The following is a 13,866-nucleotide window of genomic DNA, read 5'->3' as shown; positions in this document are numbered from 1 at the left end:
ATGGAAATCCTCGTCGCCTCCGCCATCGGCATCCTGACCGCCTGCGGCGTCTACCTGATCCTGCGCCTGCGCGTGTTCGCCGCCATCCTCGGCCTGTCGCTGCTGTCCTACGCGGTCAACGTCTTCCTGTTCGCCACCGGGCGGCTGTCGACCGACGCCGCTCCGATCCTAGACAAATACGCCGAGAACCCGGTCTACACGGACCCCCTGCCCCAGGCCCTCGTGCTGACCGCCATAGTCATCAGCTTCGGCATGACCGCCGTGCTGGTGATGTTCACCCTTGGCGCCTATCTCGAAGCCGGGAACGACCGCATCGACATGGATGAGGTCGAACCCGACGTGGACGCCCCGATTACAGAAGGCATTGCTCTCGACATGGATGCCGAGCCGATGGAGGAGCGCAAATGATCACCCACTGGATCATCGCGCCTGTCGCCCTGCCGGCGCTGATCGCACCACTGATCGGCTTTGTCATGCGGCACGACATTTCCGTGGCCCGGGCGTTCTCGGTTGCCGGGAACATCCTGCTGGTGGCCATTGCCGCCGGACTTGTCGCCATGGCGGGCGATGGCACCGTGCACGTCTACCGCCTCGGAAACTGGCCCGCGCCTTTCGGCATCGTGCTCGTTCTCGACCGGCTCAGCGCCACCATGGTGCTGCTCACGACGGTCCTTGCACTGATCGTGCTGATGCACGCCATCGCCTCCGGATGGGACAAACGCGGCAGGCATTTCCACGCGCTCTGGCAATTCCAGCTCATGGGCATCTGCGGTGCGTTCCTCACCGGAGACGCCTTCAACCTCTTTGTCTTCTTCGAAGTGCTGCTGATCGCCTCCTACGGCCTCATGGTCCATTCCGGCGGCCGGGTCCGGCTTCAGGCGGGGCTGCAGTACCTCGTGATGAACCTGGCTGGCTCGACGCTTTTCCTCATCGCCCTCGGCACGCTCTACGCCTCCACCGGCACACTCAACATCGCCGACCTGAGCCTCAAGGTGCAGCAGATGAGCCCGGACGACGCCGCGATCCTGCGCGTTGCCGCGGTGCTCCTCCTCCTGGTCTTCGCCATCAAGGCGGCGATCCTGCCGGTGCATTTCTGGCTGCCCGCGACCTATGCCAACGCCCCGGCCCCTGTGGCCGCGCTCTTTGCCATCATGACCAAAGTCGGCGCCTATGCGATCATCCGCATCCACACAGTGGTCTTCGGCCCCGGCACCCCGGCCACGGACGGTCTCATCACCACCGTGCTGTTCCCGGCAGCGCTCATCACCATCGCCATCGGTGCCTTCGGCGTGCTCGGCGCGCGACGGCTCATGTCGCTGCTGGCCTATTCCGTGATCGGCTCCATGGGTACGCTGATGCTGGCGATCTCGGTCTTCGAGCCCTACGCCATGACCGCGGCGCTCTACTACATCTTCCATTCCACCTTTGCCGCCGCGCTGCTCTTTCTCGTGGCGGACCTCGTCATCACGCGGCGCGGCAACGACATCCTGCGGCCACAGCCGAAGACCCTGCAAAACGGCCTCTTTGCCGCGCTGTTCTTCGGCGGGGCCATCGCGATGGCCGGGATGCCGCCGCTGTCCGGGTTCCTCGGCAAACTGCTGATCCTCGACGCGCTGCGCGGCGAGCACATGACGGCGGCGTGGATCGCCATACTGGCCGGGAGCCTGATCACCATCCTGGGCTTCGCCCGTGCGGGCTCCGTGCTGTTCTGGAAATCCGAACAGGTCACTCCCGAACCCGGCACCGGCCCCGTCGACGCCCTGCCCCCGCCGCCAGAAGCGCCTTTCCACGAATGGGCTCCTGCGGGCCTGGCGCTTCTGGCGCTCGCGGCGCTGACCATCTTCGCCGGACCCGCGGTGCAATATGCGGCGGACGGCTCCGACGAGTTGTTCAACCCGGCGGGCTACATCGGTGCGGTGCTGGACCCGGAGGCGCAGACGAAGGTTTTCGGCAAACATGACGAGGCCGATGCCGCGGATAGCCACGGCGAGACCACGGAAACCCACGGGGAGGGTCACTGAGCCATGTTCAAACGCATCTTCCCCCACCCGCTGCTGTCGCTGCTGCTGGTCATCGTCTGGACCATGCTCGTCAACAAGGTCACGGTCGGCAACCTGTTGCTCGGCGTCATGATCGGCTTTGCCTTGCCGATCATGACGGCAGCCTACTGGCCTGGCCGTCCGGAGATCCACCGTCCGCTCAAGATCGTCGAGTACATCCTCGTGGTGATCTGGGACATCGTCGTGGCCAATGTCGAGGTGGCGCTCATCGTCCTGTTCAAGCGGCATCGCGACATCCGTTCCCACTGGATCGTCGTGCCGCTCGACATCACCACACCGGAAGCGATTACCGTGCTGGCGGGCACCATTACCATGACGCCGGGCACGGTCACCGCACTCCTCTCCTCCGACGCCGGCAGCCTCCTGGTGCATTGCCTGCACACCGACGATCCGGAAAGCGTCATCGACGACATCAAGTCCCGCTACGAGGCCCGACTGAAGGAGATCTTCGCATGATCGGCTATGCCCTCACCTTCGCCATGACCTGCTTCGGTATCGGCCTGCTGTTCTGTCTCTGGCGGCTGTTGCGCGGTCCGACCCGGGCGGACCGCATCCTCTCGCTCGATACCATGGTCATCAACATGATCGCCATTCTCGTGCTCTACGGCATGAAACACGGCACGGCGGTCTACTTCGAAGCCGCGATGCTCGCCGCCATGGTCGGCTTCGTCTCCACTGTCGCCTTCTGCCGCTTCCTGCTGCGCGGCGACATCATCGAATGAGGAGCCGTCCATGATCGTCGACATCCTGATCACCGTCTTCATCGTCATCGGCGGCGTGTTCGGCCTCGTCGGCTCTTTCGGGCTGGTCAAGCTGCAGGACGCCATGCAGCGCCTGCACGCCCCGACCAAGGCCACCACCGTCGGCCTGGGCGGCGTGCTCATCGCCTCGATGATCTACTTCGCGGTGAAGGACGGGCATGTGTCCTTCCACGAACTGCTGATCACGCTGTTCCTGTTCATCACCGCGCCGATCACCGCGCATTTCATGGCGCAGACCTACCTGCGCATGCACCGGGAGGAGACCGATCTGCCGCCCTCCGGCCGTCCGGTCGGCTGGTCGATCTACCGGGACCCGCCCGAGGTCGAAGAGAGCGAGTGACGACGGCGCTTTGGCCGGATACGCAAGCGCAGGGCGAGCGCGTTATCCGGCATCGTCCAGGAATGCCCTGACCGACGAGCCCAATTCCCGAATGACCTGCAAAGCGGGCGTCGAGCGCATCCGGGCACTCTGCGGAACCTCGATCCCGAGAGGCAGATCCGGGGGCAATGCCGTCAGGAACGCTGTCAGGTCGATCTCCCCTGTCCCGGGCAGGAGCCGTTCCTCCCGCGCGGCGAACATCAGCGCAGCCTCGTCGTAAGACGGCAGGACCGGCGCGTCGCACAGGTGGGCGAACCGCAGGCGCTCGCGGGGCACGGACGCCAGCGTGGCATGCGACGATCCGGATCGGTCGAAATGCAGGCTGTCGGGCAGGATACCCACGCCCGGACCGGCCTCGGTGACGAGACGCAGGGCATCGTCCACCGTGCGAATGTCGGTCCAGGGGAAGAACTCGAGCGCGAGGCCCAACCCCCGCATCGCCGCCTCCCCGGAAAGGCGGCCCAGGGTGTCCGCCATACGGGATTGATCCGGATCATAAGGCGCGGTGATCACCTCCGTCGCGCCAAGCTCCGCCCCCACGTCGAGGAACGGCAGGAGCGTGGCGACGTCGGTCTCCGCCGATATCCGCACGAACTCGATGTCGTGGACCCGGACCCCTGTGGCGGCCATCGCGGCGCGGGTTACCCGCAGCAGGGCCTTGTCCTCCATGAGGGGATACCCCGGCGATGTCGGCGTCACGCGCAGGAGCCGCAGCCCGACCGCGTCGAACCCGCCTTCCGCCGCGGCGTGGATCAACTCGGGAGGGGTCAGATCAATGGCCGAGAGGTGGGCGAGGGAGAGTGTGCGCATGATCAGGCCTTGGTTGCTGCGTGCCGGCCCGCGATGAAGCCGAAGGTGAGAGCCGGACCGAGATTGATCCCGCCAGCGGGATAGTGACCGCCCATGACGCTCGCCATGTCCGTGCCGGCGGCATAGAGGCCGGGCACCGGCGCACCCGCCGCGTCGAGCACCCGCGCGGAGCCGTCGGTCTGCAATCCGGCAAAGGTGCCGAAACTGCCCGGCACGACCTTGACCGCGTAGAACGGCGGGTGTTCCAGGGGCGCGAGGCAGGGGTTCGGCGCGACATCCGGATCCCCCTGCAGGCGCATGTAGGGCGTGGTCCCCCGCCCGAAGGCAGCGTCGTCCCCGCGGCGGGCTCCGTCGTTGAATGCCTCAACCGTGTCCTCCAGTCCGTCCGGGTCGATGCCGCAGGCCCGCGCCAGTGCCGTCAGCGTCCGGGCGCGGGTGACGTAGCCGTTCCTGACCCAGGCGCCGAGGGGCACCGGCGCGGGCCGGACGATACCGAGACCGTATCGACGGATGAAACGGTGATCGCAGATCAGCCAGCTTTCCGCCGCCTGCCCGTCCGGCAGGGTCCGGAGCATGTCCAGCACGTAGTCGTGGTAGCCGAGCCCCTCGTTGGTGAAGCGCCTGCCGTTCGCCAGCACACCGATCACACCGGGTTTGCCCCGGTCGATGATGTGCGGAAATATGCCCGTCGTGCCGTCCCGGTTCGGGACACGGGAGACCGGGCAATAGGCCACAGCGCTGGCCAGCGTGGTCGCCTGCCGGCCGCCGACGCTTTCACCCAGGCGCAGCCCGTCGCCCGTGGCATGCGGCAACGCCAGTGACAGATGCGCGTCCGGGTGTGGAACCTGCACGGCGCGGCGTATCGGATCATGCGGGAAGCCTCCGGCAGCCAGCACGACACCTTTCGTGGCCGCGATCCGCACGGGCCCCTCCGGTCCGTCCAGCACGGCACCCGTCACCCGGCCTTCGTCGGTCACCAGACCCGATGCCGCATGTTTCGGCAGCAGCACCACCCCCGCATCCAGTGCCGACCGCAGCAGTCGGGCCACCAGAGCATTGCCGTTCCGGACTTCCATCCCCCGTCCGTATCGGATCAGGTCCCGGACATGCCGCGTCAGCCGGCGTCCGACATGCACCGCCGAGCTCAGCGACCGGGTTGCCGTCATGAAGGCCCGCAGGTCCGGTCCCGCCTGGATGGTCATCCCCCAGAAGGTCGTCTCCCGCATCGGCTTGCGGAGCAGGGACACCGCCGGGCCGAGGCCCCGCGCGTCATAGGGCTGCGCGATCACCGATCGCCCGCCCATGCCTGCGCCGGGCTTCTCGCTGTAGGTGTCAGGGATCGTCGCGCCACAGTCGAAGGTCAGCGCCGTGTTTGCGTCGAAGAACCCGACCATCTGCGGCGCTGCCGTCAGAAAGGCGTCCACAAGGTCCGGATTGAAGGCGTTGCCGAGCACGGACTCGAGATAGCGGCGCGGCTCCGCGGGATCCTCGACGATACCGTATCGGTGCGCCACCGGGTTGCAGGGCGCCCAGATCCAGCCACCCGACCAGGCAGTGGTGCCGCCCAATGTCGCGGACTTCTCGGCCACGATAACGCGCAAGCCATGGTGCGCCGCCGTCACCGCTGCCGCGAGACCGGCCGCGCCCGAGCCGATCACCAGCAGATCGCAGTCCCCGTCCATCTCCACCCTCTCCCGTTTGTCAGGAAGGTTGCGCCGTGGGCGCATAACGTCAAATGCTTGTTTTTATCCATGCGTAACGTCATGTTAATCTCAACCCACGGGGAGTCCACCATGCCGGAAATGACCCTGCGCCAGATCGAGGTGATCCGCGCCGTGATGCTGACCGGCACCATCAACGGAGCCGCCTCCATGCTGGGCGTGTCCGCCCCCGGTATCAGCCGTTTGGTGAAGCACACGGAGGAGTCGCTTGGAATCCGGCTGTTCGAGCGCAAGGCGGGGTTGTTCCTGCCCTCCGTCGAGGCGGCCAAGGTCTTCGACCAGCTGCGCGAGGTCTACAAGGGCGTGGAGAACCTGCAGCACGCAGTGGGTGCCTTGCAGCAGGGCGAGGATGTCCGGCTTTCCTGTGCCTCCGCCCCATCGGTGGCGCAGGTGGTTGCCGCGCGGGTGATGCAGCGGGTGCGGGCGCGCTATGCCGATCTGTTCATCGACCTGAACATCCTGAAGATCGAAGAGACAGTGGACTACCTTCTGCTGGAGCGCGGCGAGTTCGTCATCATGTCCTCGCCCGTTGCCAACGCCGCCGTGGAGAACGAGAAGATCGCCGAAGGGCGGCTGCTGGTGATCCTGCCGGAGGGCCATCCGCTGGCGAACCGCGCGGAGATTTCCGTGCATGATCTTGTCACGGAGGACGTGGTTGGTCTTGAACCGGCGGACCCTTACGGCCGCCTCCTGGCCCGGCCTTTCGAGCAGGAAGGGCTGGAGGTTCGCCACGCCGTCCGCGGACGTTTTGCGCAGACGCTGGTAAGTTTTGTGCGGTACCGTCTCGGCGTGGCGGTGATCGACGAGTTCTCCGTGGCGGAGATCCACATCCCCGGCATCGTCAGACGGCCGCTCAAGGAGCAGACCGGCGTCGGCATCCATGTGGTTCGCAAGAAAGGCCGCGTGCTCTCCGGCTATGCGGACTTCGCCATCGCACAATTCCGCCGCGAGTTGTCAAAGGCCATCGAAGCCGGGCCTGCCCTGCGTGGCGGGCAGATGTCCGTGGGCCGAGGAAAATAACATCAGGTTAATCTGTGCGCCGTCTAGGTATTTGACGTTAAGCCGTCGAATCAGCGAATGTGTGACGCATCGTTCCCGCGAGGAGGAGGACCCAGGATGACGGACCTCGGGATCAGGGGAACAGGCAGACGCTTGAGGGAGGATACCATGAAGCGCATTTTGATGGGCGCCGTTGCGGCCTTTGCACTGACCGCGGGCATGGCGGCAGCCGAATACCCGGAAAAGGAAATCCAGGGCATCATCCAGTGGGGAGCCGGCGGCTCCACCGACACCGTGATGCGCTCCGTGACGCCCCACGCCGAAGAGGTTCTGGGCGGCACCGTGGTCATGCAGAACATGACCGGTGCGGTGGGCGCGATTGCGCTGAACTACGTCGCCGACGCGGCGGCTGACGGCTATACTGTCCTGATGGGCGCCGAGAACCCGATGCTCTACAAGATCATGGGTCTGGGCGACAAGGATTACTCGGAGTTCACGCCGATCAATCTGCTGGCCCGGGGCACGCCGCTGCTCGTCGCCAACAACGATGCACCGTTCAACACCTATTCCGAGATGATCGCCTATGTGAAGGCGCATCCCGGCGAGGTGCGTTTCGGCTCCACCGGCCCCGGCGGCCTGCCGTCGGTCGTGACCGCGATGGTCGAGGCGGTCGAGGGTGATCTCGACGTGATTTTCGTCCCCTACGACGGTGACGGCCCGGCGCTGACCGGCCTGCAGGGCGGCGCGATCGACGTCATGCCTGCCGTGCTCGGCGCGGCCATCGAAGGCGTGAAGGCGGGCACCATGAAGGCTCTGGGCGTCGTCGACCTGGCCGAGAGCGAAAAGCTGCCGGGTGTCGAGGCGGTTGGCGCGGTGAACCCGGATTATGCCACCTACCTGCCCTGGGGTCCGTTCTTCGGCGTCTTCGTCAAGAAGGGCACGCCGGATGACGTGGTCGCCAAGCTGACCGATGCCTATGCGCAGGCCGCGACGAACGCCGACTTCACCGCCCTGATGGACGGGCGCGGCTTCACCCTGATGAACATCTCCGGCGACGAAGCCGAGGCGTTCCTGTCGAAATGGCAGCAGGGCACGGCGTGGCTGCTTCAGGATGCCGGCATGACCAAGGCGTCACCGGAGGACTTCGGTATCGCCCGCCCGGCGCAGTAACCGGCTTCTTGTCGGGCCACCGGCCCAAGATCACTCCGGGTGCCGCATTCCACCGGGTGCGGCACCTTTTTTCTGAGCAAATCCAACGGGAGGAGGGCCCCATGAGGATTGATCCTGACCATCACGACGGCACGTCGGACGCCACGCCCGGCGGTGAACAGGGCAAACGCCGCCCGGGGGAACTGGTCTTTGCAGGGTTTCTGCTGCTGGCCAGCCTCTATCTCACCCGCGACGCCTGGGGTATCGAGAATTCCTTTGGTCCCAACGGCCTGTCATCCCCCCGTTCGATACCGCTGGCAACCACCGTCGTCATGGTCATCAGCGCGGCGCTCGTCCTTTTCAGGACCGTGCGACTGCCGCTCGACCGCAGCGAGACGGTGATGAAGGACATCCTGCCCTGGACCGTGATCCTGTTCGTGGGCCTGCTCGTCGGCTACGGCGTTCTGCTCCGGCCGGTCGGCTTCCTGCCCGTTTCGGCACTGTTCCTGATCGTCGCGATCAAGGTGCTCGGACGGCGCGGCTGGCCCTGGACCATCGGAATCGCGCTGCTTTCCCTGCTGATCATCTGGCTGATCTTCCGCATCGTCTTCTCCGTACTCATGCCCGCCGGCATCGTGCCCGAGGCCGAACTGGTCCAGGCGTTTCGCGCGCTCGTCTCGGGAGGTGCGCAATGAGTGCCGTCATGGATTTCTTCATGGTCTTCACCCAGCCGCAACTGCTGTTGCTGGTGGGCCTTGGCACCTTTGCCGGCGTTTACGTCGGCGCGATCCCGGGTCTTTCCGTCACCATGGCGGTGTCGATCCTGATCTCCTTCACCTTCTCCTGGGACGTCTACCCCGCGATCTCGCTGATGATCGGCATCTACATGGGCGGCGTCTATGGCGGCTCGCGCACCGCGATCCTGCTGAACATCCCCGGAGCGCCCTCGGCTATCGCCACGGCGCTGGATGGTTATCCGATGGCGCAGCGTGGCGAGGCGGGCACCGCCATCGGCGTGACGACCGTGATGAGCTTCATCGGCGGTTTCATCGGGATCGGCGTTCTGGCGCTGGCCGCACCGTTCGTCTCGGACTTCGCCCTGAAATTCCAGCCGCGGGACTACATGCTGCTCGCCATTCTGGGAATCCTTCTGGTCGGTTCGCTGTCGCAGGGCAGCCTTGTCAAAGGCATCTTCGCCGGAGCGCTCGGTATCGCCATCGGTGCGGTGGGGCGCGACCCGCTGACCTTCACCGAACGCTTCACCTTCGATCTGCAACTGCTGAACGGCGGCATCTCCTTCATCGCGGTGATGATCGGCATGTTCGGGGTCTCCGAGGCGCTCCTGCAGTTGCACCACGTCGACAAGGACGCGGTGCGCCAGAAGATCACCCGCATCGTGCCGTCCCTGGCCACCGTCAGGAAACACCTGCCGCTCAGCCTGCAGACGTCCTCCATCGGTGTCATCATCGGCGCCCTGCCCGGCACCGGCGGCGACATCGCGGCCCTCATGGCCTATGACCACGCCAAGCGCGTGACCAAGAATCCGGATGTTCCGTTCGGCCAGGGGGCGATGGAAGGCCTCGTGGCCCCGGAAACCGCCAACAACGCCGCCGTCGGCGGAGCCTTCATCCCGATGATGACGCTCGGCATTCCCGGCGACGCGGTGACCGCCATCATGATCGGTGCGCTGTTCATCCATGGTCTGAACCCTGGCCCGATGCTGATGATCGAGAAGCCGGACATGTTCTGGTTCATCGTAGGCTGCCTCGTCATGGCGAATTTCTTCATGCTGCTGTTCGGTCTGACCGGGATCAAGCTGTTCACCAAGATCGTCGAGATGCCGCGGTCCGTGCTGATCCCGCTCATCATGCTGCTGTCGATTGTCGGCGCATTCGCGGTGAACAACGCCGTTACCGATGTCTACTGGATGCTCGGCTTCGGGGTCTTTGGCTACTTCATGCGGCATTACGGCTATCCCCTCGGCCCGGTGATCCTCGGCGTGATCCTGTCTCGGCTGCTCGATGACAACTGGAGACGGGCGATCATTTCGGAGCGCGAGGACCTGGGACGGTTCTTCCACGGCATCCTCACCAGCCCGCTCAGCCTGACGCTCTTCATCGCCGTCATTCTGGTCTTTGTCTCGCAGACGCCTGCCTGGCGATGGGGCAAGGCGAAGCTGCTCGGAAAGGCCTGAGCCATGGCGGAGGCGGATCTCAAACTGGGACTGATCGGCGACAACATCGCCCGGTCCCGCTCGCCGCTGCTGCACAGGCTGGCGGGTGCTCAATCGGGCGTGACCGTTCAGTACGATCGGCTGATCCCGAGTGATCTGGGAGAGAGCTTCGACGAGGTTTTCGACCGTTGTACCGGACGCGGCTATCGCGGGATCAACGTGACCTATCCATACAAGGAGCGTGCTGCGAAGAAGGTCACCGTCCCCGATCCACATGTCGCCGCCATCGGTGCAGTGAATACAGTCCTGTTCGAACCGGACGGCCCGCGTGGGCTGAACACCGATTACACCGGCTTCGTCGCCGCCTACCAAGGCGTTCGGGACAGCGGCCCGGGCGTGTGTTGCCTTATCGGCACCGGCGGTGTCGGGCGGGCTCTGGCGTTCGGACTGCTGTCGCTGGAGGCGGAAGAAATCCGGTTGGTTGACCGCGATGCGGGCAAGGCCGAAGCCCTGGCGTCCGACCTGCGCGCCATGGGAACCTCGTGCCGCATCGTGACCTTCGGCGATGCTTCGGAGGCTGCGGCAGGCGCGCAGGGGGTGTTGAATGGCACCCCTGTCGGGATGGTCGGCTACGGCGGCCCCCCCCTGCCCTCCCCTGCCATGTCCGGTGCTCAATGGGCCTTCGACGCGGTCTATACACCAGTCGAGACGGAGTTCCTGACGAATGCGGCCAAGGCCGGACTGACGATCATCTCCGGGTACGAGCTGTTCTTCTGGCAGGGCGTGCACGCCTGGGCGCACTTCTCATTGGGCCGACCGCTCGATCCGGTAGCCCTGCGCACTGCACTCGAAGCCGGTGCAGACTGACGTCTGACCGCACCGCCGGGGTGGACCGTCGGCGGCGGGTCACAGGTGATCGCGGGGCGACTGCCATGACGTTTGGTTCCGGGCGAAATCCGCGCCGCGAAGGCTCCCCCTGCCCTGTCCATGGCTGCCATCCCGCTCGGGCTTGATTTCCGGCGATTATGACGCTATATACTGTCATAATTACCGATGGAGACGCTGATGCAATTCGCCAAACTTGCGGAAGACGGACATTTCGAACCTCGCAAGATCGCAGCGGTTCTCCGGACGTCCTCCGAAGAGGTAGCCATGACCGTGGGGCTTGGCAAGGACGCGTTGCAACGGCGCACGCGTATCCTGTCGGACAAGACCCAACGTCGGCTGCGGGAACTCGTCGAGGTCCTCAACAAGATCGAGCCGCGTTTTGGCTCGGAGTTGATGGCCTATGCGTGGTATCGGTCTGAACCCCTGCCCGGTTTCGATGGACGGACTGCCATGCAACTGGTTCAGGATGGCAAGGCGCAACAGGTTCTCGAATACATCGACGCGGTCGACGCGGGCGTCTTCGCCTGATGCCGCTGACGGACGGCCGTTACGCAGGACCTCTCTATCGGGCCCTGAACCCCGTCTATGCCCGCGACCCATTGTCTGGTCGTGGCGCCGAGCTGCATGGCGGGCGGTTCAATCCAAAAGGAACACCCGCGCTCTATACTGCGCTCGATCCCGCCACTGCCCTCCGCGAAGCCAACCAGGTGGGCAGTCTGCAACCCACGGTGCTCGTGAGTTATCGTGCCGATCTCGGTCCGATCTTCGACACGCAGGATCCAGAAAGCCTTCGGGACCTTGGCGTATCGCCGCATCACCTTGCCGACTCTGGCTGGCGGGCCGCGATGCTGGACGGGCGGCCAGTTCCTTCGCAGGACGTGGCACGAAAACTGATCGCGGACGGCTTCGCGGGCTTGCTGATCCGCAGTTTTGCAAAAGGGGCGTCCGAGAGCAGTCTCAATATCGTTCTCTGGACATGGTCCGGGGCGCAATGCACGCTTGCTGTGATTGACGACGAGAACCGCTTGGGCCGTTTGTGACCGTTTCACCATGCCCAAGAAGGGATGGTTGAAACGGGACCAAGGCGAGTTTCAGCGGCTTCCGCTGGGCAGTCCGCGACTTGGATATGGCAGTCTGTTGCAGCCACTCGGGGCTTTCGATGGCATGGCGTCGCGTGACTTCGAAGAGAAGTGTCGATCAAGCGCTTCTTGTGTGACATGTGCAAGAGTCATGGGGCTAACGAAAGAGACCTCTGGCTTGCCGTTGCTCCCCTTGCCCATCCCACCTGACGCGGCGCTTTGTATCCAAACGGAGTAACCCGGCAGGACAGTTATCATTCGTTCCCCTTGGAAGTGCCGGTTGCAAAGTCATCTTGTCCACCGCGGTGGACAAGTCTTCGAGCACTGGCGGGTTTGACTCGTGGGTCTGGTCCGACACCCCTCGTGCCTCCTGGACAAAGAACCCCGGTGCCCGACCGTGTCTATCAGACGAATACAACAAGACACGTTGTGGTGTGAGCCTGAGAATCTGGTTCGCTGTCCCTTGTCCCGGAAATCTGACCGCCGGCTTCGAGCAAGCAGCGCGCATGTTCGATGTTGGGATGACTCGGTCATGTCACGTGTTCAGTTTCAGGTCAGGTATCCGCTGCCCGGTGTCGTGCGTGTCCACCGCGGTGGACACGCAGGGCCGAAGGCGCGTTGCGCAAGAGTTGAGCCACGAGTTTTGACGGATCGAAGTCTGACCTTCTTCGGCCGAGGGTGACGCTGTGAAAGTATGCGGCGAAATCCCTGATCCTGCTTCCGAGCTGCAAAATGAGAAATATGGCGCAGGACGCCTTTCTCGAACCAACCTCTTTCAAAGCCTTTTCGAACTTCGTGATGTGAATGCCCACCATGGGTGCTAGGATTCGGGCATGACTTTCGATAGCGACCCAGCTGTCCAACGGCGTTGCTGAGAAGGAGACTGCCTGGTCACAGACCGCAGTCAGTTCCTGAAAGGTCGGAATGTCCGCGCTCTCTGGCGTTTCCATATCTTTTTGTTCTTTTATAGACCTAGAATGGTGCCGGACATTATGACCGTCGTTGGCGGGCAGTTTGCATGGTTCGGGCACGTCCACCGTGGTGGACAAGTCCTCGCATACGACCGTGATTTCAGACAATAGGGCCCGATATTCAGCAAGCGAGAGGTTCCGCCGCAAGGTGCGGCGCACATCCGAAGAAAGGGTGTTCCCGCGCTGCGCTTCGTCGAGCACAGCGAGTTTTGTCAGGATCTGCTTGCGCAGGAACAGGCGATCCCGGCGTGCGTTTTCCTGCTCCTGGGCTGCGGCAAGCAATTCCCCCGCGCGCTGCATAAGTGGGGCAAGAGACAGGCCAAAACTGATGGAGTCGCCGTCGGACGATGTCACTCGATACCGCTTGCAATTCGGGCTGTCCTGACGATGCATGAACCCGAGAGCGATGAAGCGATCAATGTGCCTGCGCAGGGTGCGTTCGTCGATTCCGCCAACACGGCGACAGATTTCGCGGTTGGATGCGAATACGGTTTCGCCGTGACCGGGCCGGAGAAAGCTCAGCATGGCCTGCAGCGTCTGGACGTGCCCCGGCCGGAGCCCGAACAGGGCGCGCGTGTCCCGGAGCGCACGGAAGATGGCCCAGATGTCGCGCTCAGCGGTGGTGTCATGACCCGCGCCGGACTCGGGGCGGGTGGCCTGTATAGAAAGTCGAGTGAATGCCATGATTATGGAACGATGACCGGTCTGGCCCATACCTTCCCCGGCTCTTCCCGCAGTTTCCGGCGAGAAAAGGCAATAAAAAGACGTCCACCGAATCGGTGGCTCTTGACCGCCATGTCGGAGATTGCTACATCTTGGGTGCTAATCAGATGATGAGGGCTCTCCGGGGGAAACCTTGGGGGGCTCTTTTCTTTC

The 13,866-nt window shown here is 64.2% G+C and carries 15 protein-coding genes; 12 read left to right on the top strand and 3 right to left on the bottom strand.

Annotation, left to right across the window (positions count from 1 at the left end):
* From ACP159_RS18275 to ACP159_RS18255, 5 genes are read left to right on the top strand one after another with little or no spacing between them, the layout of a single operon-like run.
* Nucleotides 1–408 carry a Na+/H+ antiporter subunit C gene (locus ACP159_RS18275; protein WP_425101146.1) on the top strand — a complete coding sequence of 136 codons (408 nt, stop codon included), beginning with the start codon at nt 1–3 and terminating at the stop codon, nt 406–408.
* Nucleotides 408–2,021 (top strand): monovalent cation/H+ antiporter subunit D, encoded by a 1,614-nt coding sequence (locus tag ACP159_RS18270; RefSeq protein WP_425101165.1) that lies wholly within the window; start codon nt 408–410, stop codon nt 2,019–2,021. Before ACP159_RS18275 ends, ACP159_RS18270 begins: the two co-directional genes overlap by 1 nt.
* Nucleotides 2,022–2,024: 3 nt before the next feature.
* Nucleotides 2,025–2,516 (top strand): Na+/H+ antiporter subunit E, encoded by a 492-nt coding sequence (locus tag ACP159_RS18265; protein WP_425101145.1) that lies wholly within the window; start codon nt 2,025–2,027, stop codon nt 2,514–2,516.
* Nucleotides 2,513–2,782 (top strand): K+/H+ antiporter subunit F, encoded by a 270-nt coding sequence (locus ACP159_RS18260; RefSeq protein WP_425101144.1) that lies wholly within the window; start codon nt 2,513–2,515, stop codon nt 2,780–2,782. The genes ACP159_RS18265 and ACP159_RS18260 overlap by 4 nt, the downstream gene beginning before the upstream one ends.
* A gap of 10 nt (nt 2,783–2,792) precedes the next feature.
* A complete protein-coding gene (locus ACP159_RS18255; RefSeq protein ID WP_425101142.1) occupies nt 2,793–3,161 on the top strand; it encodes a Na+/H+ antiporter subunit G in 369 nt (122 codons plus the stop codon).
* 42 nt (nt 3,162–3,203) lie between these two features.
* On the opposite strand, the gene ACP159_RS18250 is transcribed toward ACP159_RS18255, so the two are convergent.
* Together ACP159_RS18250 and ACP159_RS18245 are read right to left on the bottom strand one after the other, a co-directional pair.
* The gene (locus ACP159_RS18250) at nt 3,204–4,010 is read right to left on the bottom strand and encodes a sugar phosphate isomerase/epimerase family protein (RefSeq protein ID WP_425101141.1); all 807 of its coding nucleotides are present in this window, start codon (nt 4,008–4,010) and stop codon (nt 3,204–3,206) included.
* Nucleotides 4,011–4,012: 2 nt separating this feature from the next.
* On the bottom strand, nt 4,013–5,692 hold the full coding sequence (locus tag ACP159_RS18245) for an FAD-dependent oxidoreductase (protein ID WP_425101140.1): 1,680 nt from the start codon (nt 5,690–5,692) through the stop codon (nt 4,013–4,015).
* A 111-nt stretch (nt 5,693–5,803) separates the two neighbouring features.
* Here ACP159_RS18245 and ACP159_RS18240 point away from each other — a divergent pair, with 111 nt between their 5' ends.
* The 7 genes from ACP159_RS18240 to ACP159_RS18210 all read left to right on the top strand — a co-directional run bounded on the left by ACP159_RS18240 (nt 5,804) and on the right by ACP159_RS18210 (nt 11,980).
* On the top strand, nt 5,804–6,751 hold the full coding sequence (locus tag ACP159_RS18240) for a LysR substrate-binding domain-containing protein (protein WP_425101139.1): 948 nt from the start codon (nt 5,804–5,806) through the stop codon (nt 6,749–6,751).
* Nucleotides 6,752–6,898: 147 nt separating this feature from the next.
* The gene (locus ACP159_RS18235; protein WP_425101138.1) at nt 6,899–7,900 is read left to right on the top strand and encodes a Bug family tripartite tricarboxylate transporter substrate binding protein; all 1,002 of its coding nucleotides are present in this window, start codon (nt 6,899–6,901) and stop codon (nt 7,898–7,900) included.
* 101 nt (nt 7,901–8,001) lie between these two features.
* A complete protein-coding gene (locus ACP159_RS18230) occupies nt 8,002–8,574 on the top strand; it encodes a tripartite tricarboxylate transporter TctB family protein (protein ID WP_425101137.1) in 573 nt (190 codons plus the stop codon).
* The gene (locus ACP159_RS18225) at nt 8,571–10,073 is read left to right on the top strand and encodes a tripartite tricarboxylate transporter permease (protein WP_425101136.1); all 1,503 of its coding nucleotides are present in this window, start codon (nt 8,571–8,573) and stop codon (nt 10,071–10,073) included. Before ACP159_RS18230 ends, ACP159_RS18225 begins: the two co-directional genes overlap by 4 nt.
* A gap of 3 nt (nt 10,074–10,076) precedes the next feature.
* The gene (locus ACP159_RS18220) at nt 10,077–10,919 is read left to right on the top strand and encodes a shikimate dehydrogenase family protein (protein ID WP_425101135.1); all 843 of its coding nucleotides are present in this window, start codon (nt 10,077–10,079) and stop codon (nt 10,917–10,919) included.
* Nucleotides 10,920–11,117: 198 nt separating this feature from the next.
* Nucleotides 11,118–11,468, top strand: coding sequence for an MbcA/ParS/Xre antitoxin family protein (locus ACP159_RS18215; RefSeq protein ID WP_425101134.1), 351 nt, complete (start codon nt 11,118–11,120; stop codon nt 11,466–11,468).
* The gene (locus ACP159_RS18210) at nt 11,468–11,980 is read left to right on the top strand and encodes an RES family NAD+ phosphorylase (RefSeq protein ID WP_425101133.1); all 513 of its coding nucleotides are present in this window, start codon (nt 11,468–11,470) and stop codon (nt 11,978–11,980) included. The genes ACP159_RS18215 and ACP159_RS18210 overlap by 1 nt, the downstream gene beginning before the upstream one ends.
* A gap of 593 nt (nt 11,981–12,573) precedes the next feature.
* Here the strand turns inward: ACP159_RS18210 and repC are convergent.
* Complete coding sequence (repC, locus tag ACP159_RS18205) at nt 12,574–13,674, bottom strand: plasmid replication protein RepC (RefSeq protein WP_425101132.1); 1,101 nt, start codon at nt 13,672–13,674, stop codon at nt 12,574–12,576.
* Between the last annotated feature and the right edge of the window lie 192 nt (nt 13,675–13,866).

It is taken from the genome of Tropicibacter sp. S64 (genome assembly GCF_049803835.1).
Lineage (GTDB): Bacteria > Pseudomonadota > Alphaproteobacteria > Rhodobacterales > Rhodobacteraceae > Pacificoceanicola.
This window is presented reverse-complemented; position numbering and strand designations above follow the sequence as displayed.

What these genes read in the sequence shown, in the direction of transcription:
- ACP159_RS18225 (WP_425101136.1), top strand. Translation starts at nt 8,571, where the DNA reads ATGAGTGCCGTCATGGATTTCTTCATGGTCTTCACCCAGCCGCAACTG.
- ACP159_RS18235 (WP_425101138.1), top strand. Translation starts at nt 6,899, where the DNA reads ATGAAGCGCATTTTGATGGGCGCCGTTGCGGCCTTTGCACTGACCGCG.
- ACP159_RS18215 (WP_425101134.1), top strand. Translation starts at nt 11,118, where the DNA reads ATGCAATTCGCCAAACTTGCGGAAGACGGACATTTCGAACCTCGCAAG.
- ACP159_RS18255 (WP_425101142.1), top strand. Translation starts at nt 2,793, where the DNA reads ATGATCGTCGACATCCTGATCACCGTCTTCATCGTCATCGGCGGCGTG.
- repC (WP_425101132.1), bottom strand. Translation starts at nt 13,674, where the DNA reads ATGGCATTCACTCGACTTTCTATACAGGCCACCCGCCCCGAGTCCGGC.
- ACP159_RS18245 (WP_425101140.1), bottom strand. Translation starts at nt 5,692, where the DNA reads ATGGACGGGGACTGCGATCTGCTGGTGATCGGCTCGGGCGCGGCCGGT.
- ACP159_RS18265 (WP_425101145.1), top strand. Translation starts at nt 2,025, where the DNA reads ATGTTCAAACGCATCTTCCCCCACCCGCTGCTGTCGCTGCTGCTGGTC.
- ACP159_RS18220 (WP_425101135.1), top strand. Translation starts at nt 10,077, where the DNA reads ATGGCGGAGGCGGATCTCAAACTGGGACTGATCGGCGACAACATCGCC.
- ACP159_RS18260 (WP_425101144.1), top strand. Translation starts at nt 2,513, where the DNA reads ATGATCGGCTATGCCCTCACCTTCGCCATGACCTGCTTCGGTATCGGC.
- ACP159_RS18275 (WP_425101146.1), top strand. Translation starts at nt 1, where the DNA reads ATGGAAATCCTCGTCGCCTCCGCCATCGGCATCCTGACCGCCTGCGGC.
- ACP159_RS18240 (WP_425101139.1), top strand. Translation starts at nt 5,804, where the DNA reads ATGCCGGAAATGACCCTGCGCCAGATCGAGGTGATCCGCGCCGTGATG.
- ACP159_RS18210 (WP_425101133.1), top strand. Translation starts at nt 11,468, where the DNA reads ATGCCGCTGACGGACGGCCGTTACGCAGGACCTCTCTATCGGGCCCTG.
- ACP159_RS18250 (WP_425101141.1), bottom strand. Translation starts at nt 4,010, where the DNA reads ATGCGCACACTCTCCCTCGCCCACCTCTCGGCCATTGATCTGACCCCT.
- ACP159_RS18230 (WP_425101137.1), top strand. Translation starts at nt 8,002, where the DNA reads ATGAGGATTGATCCTGACCATCACGACGGCACGTCGGACGCCACGCCC.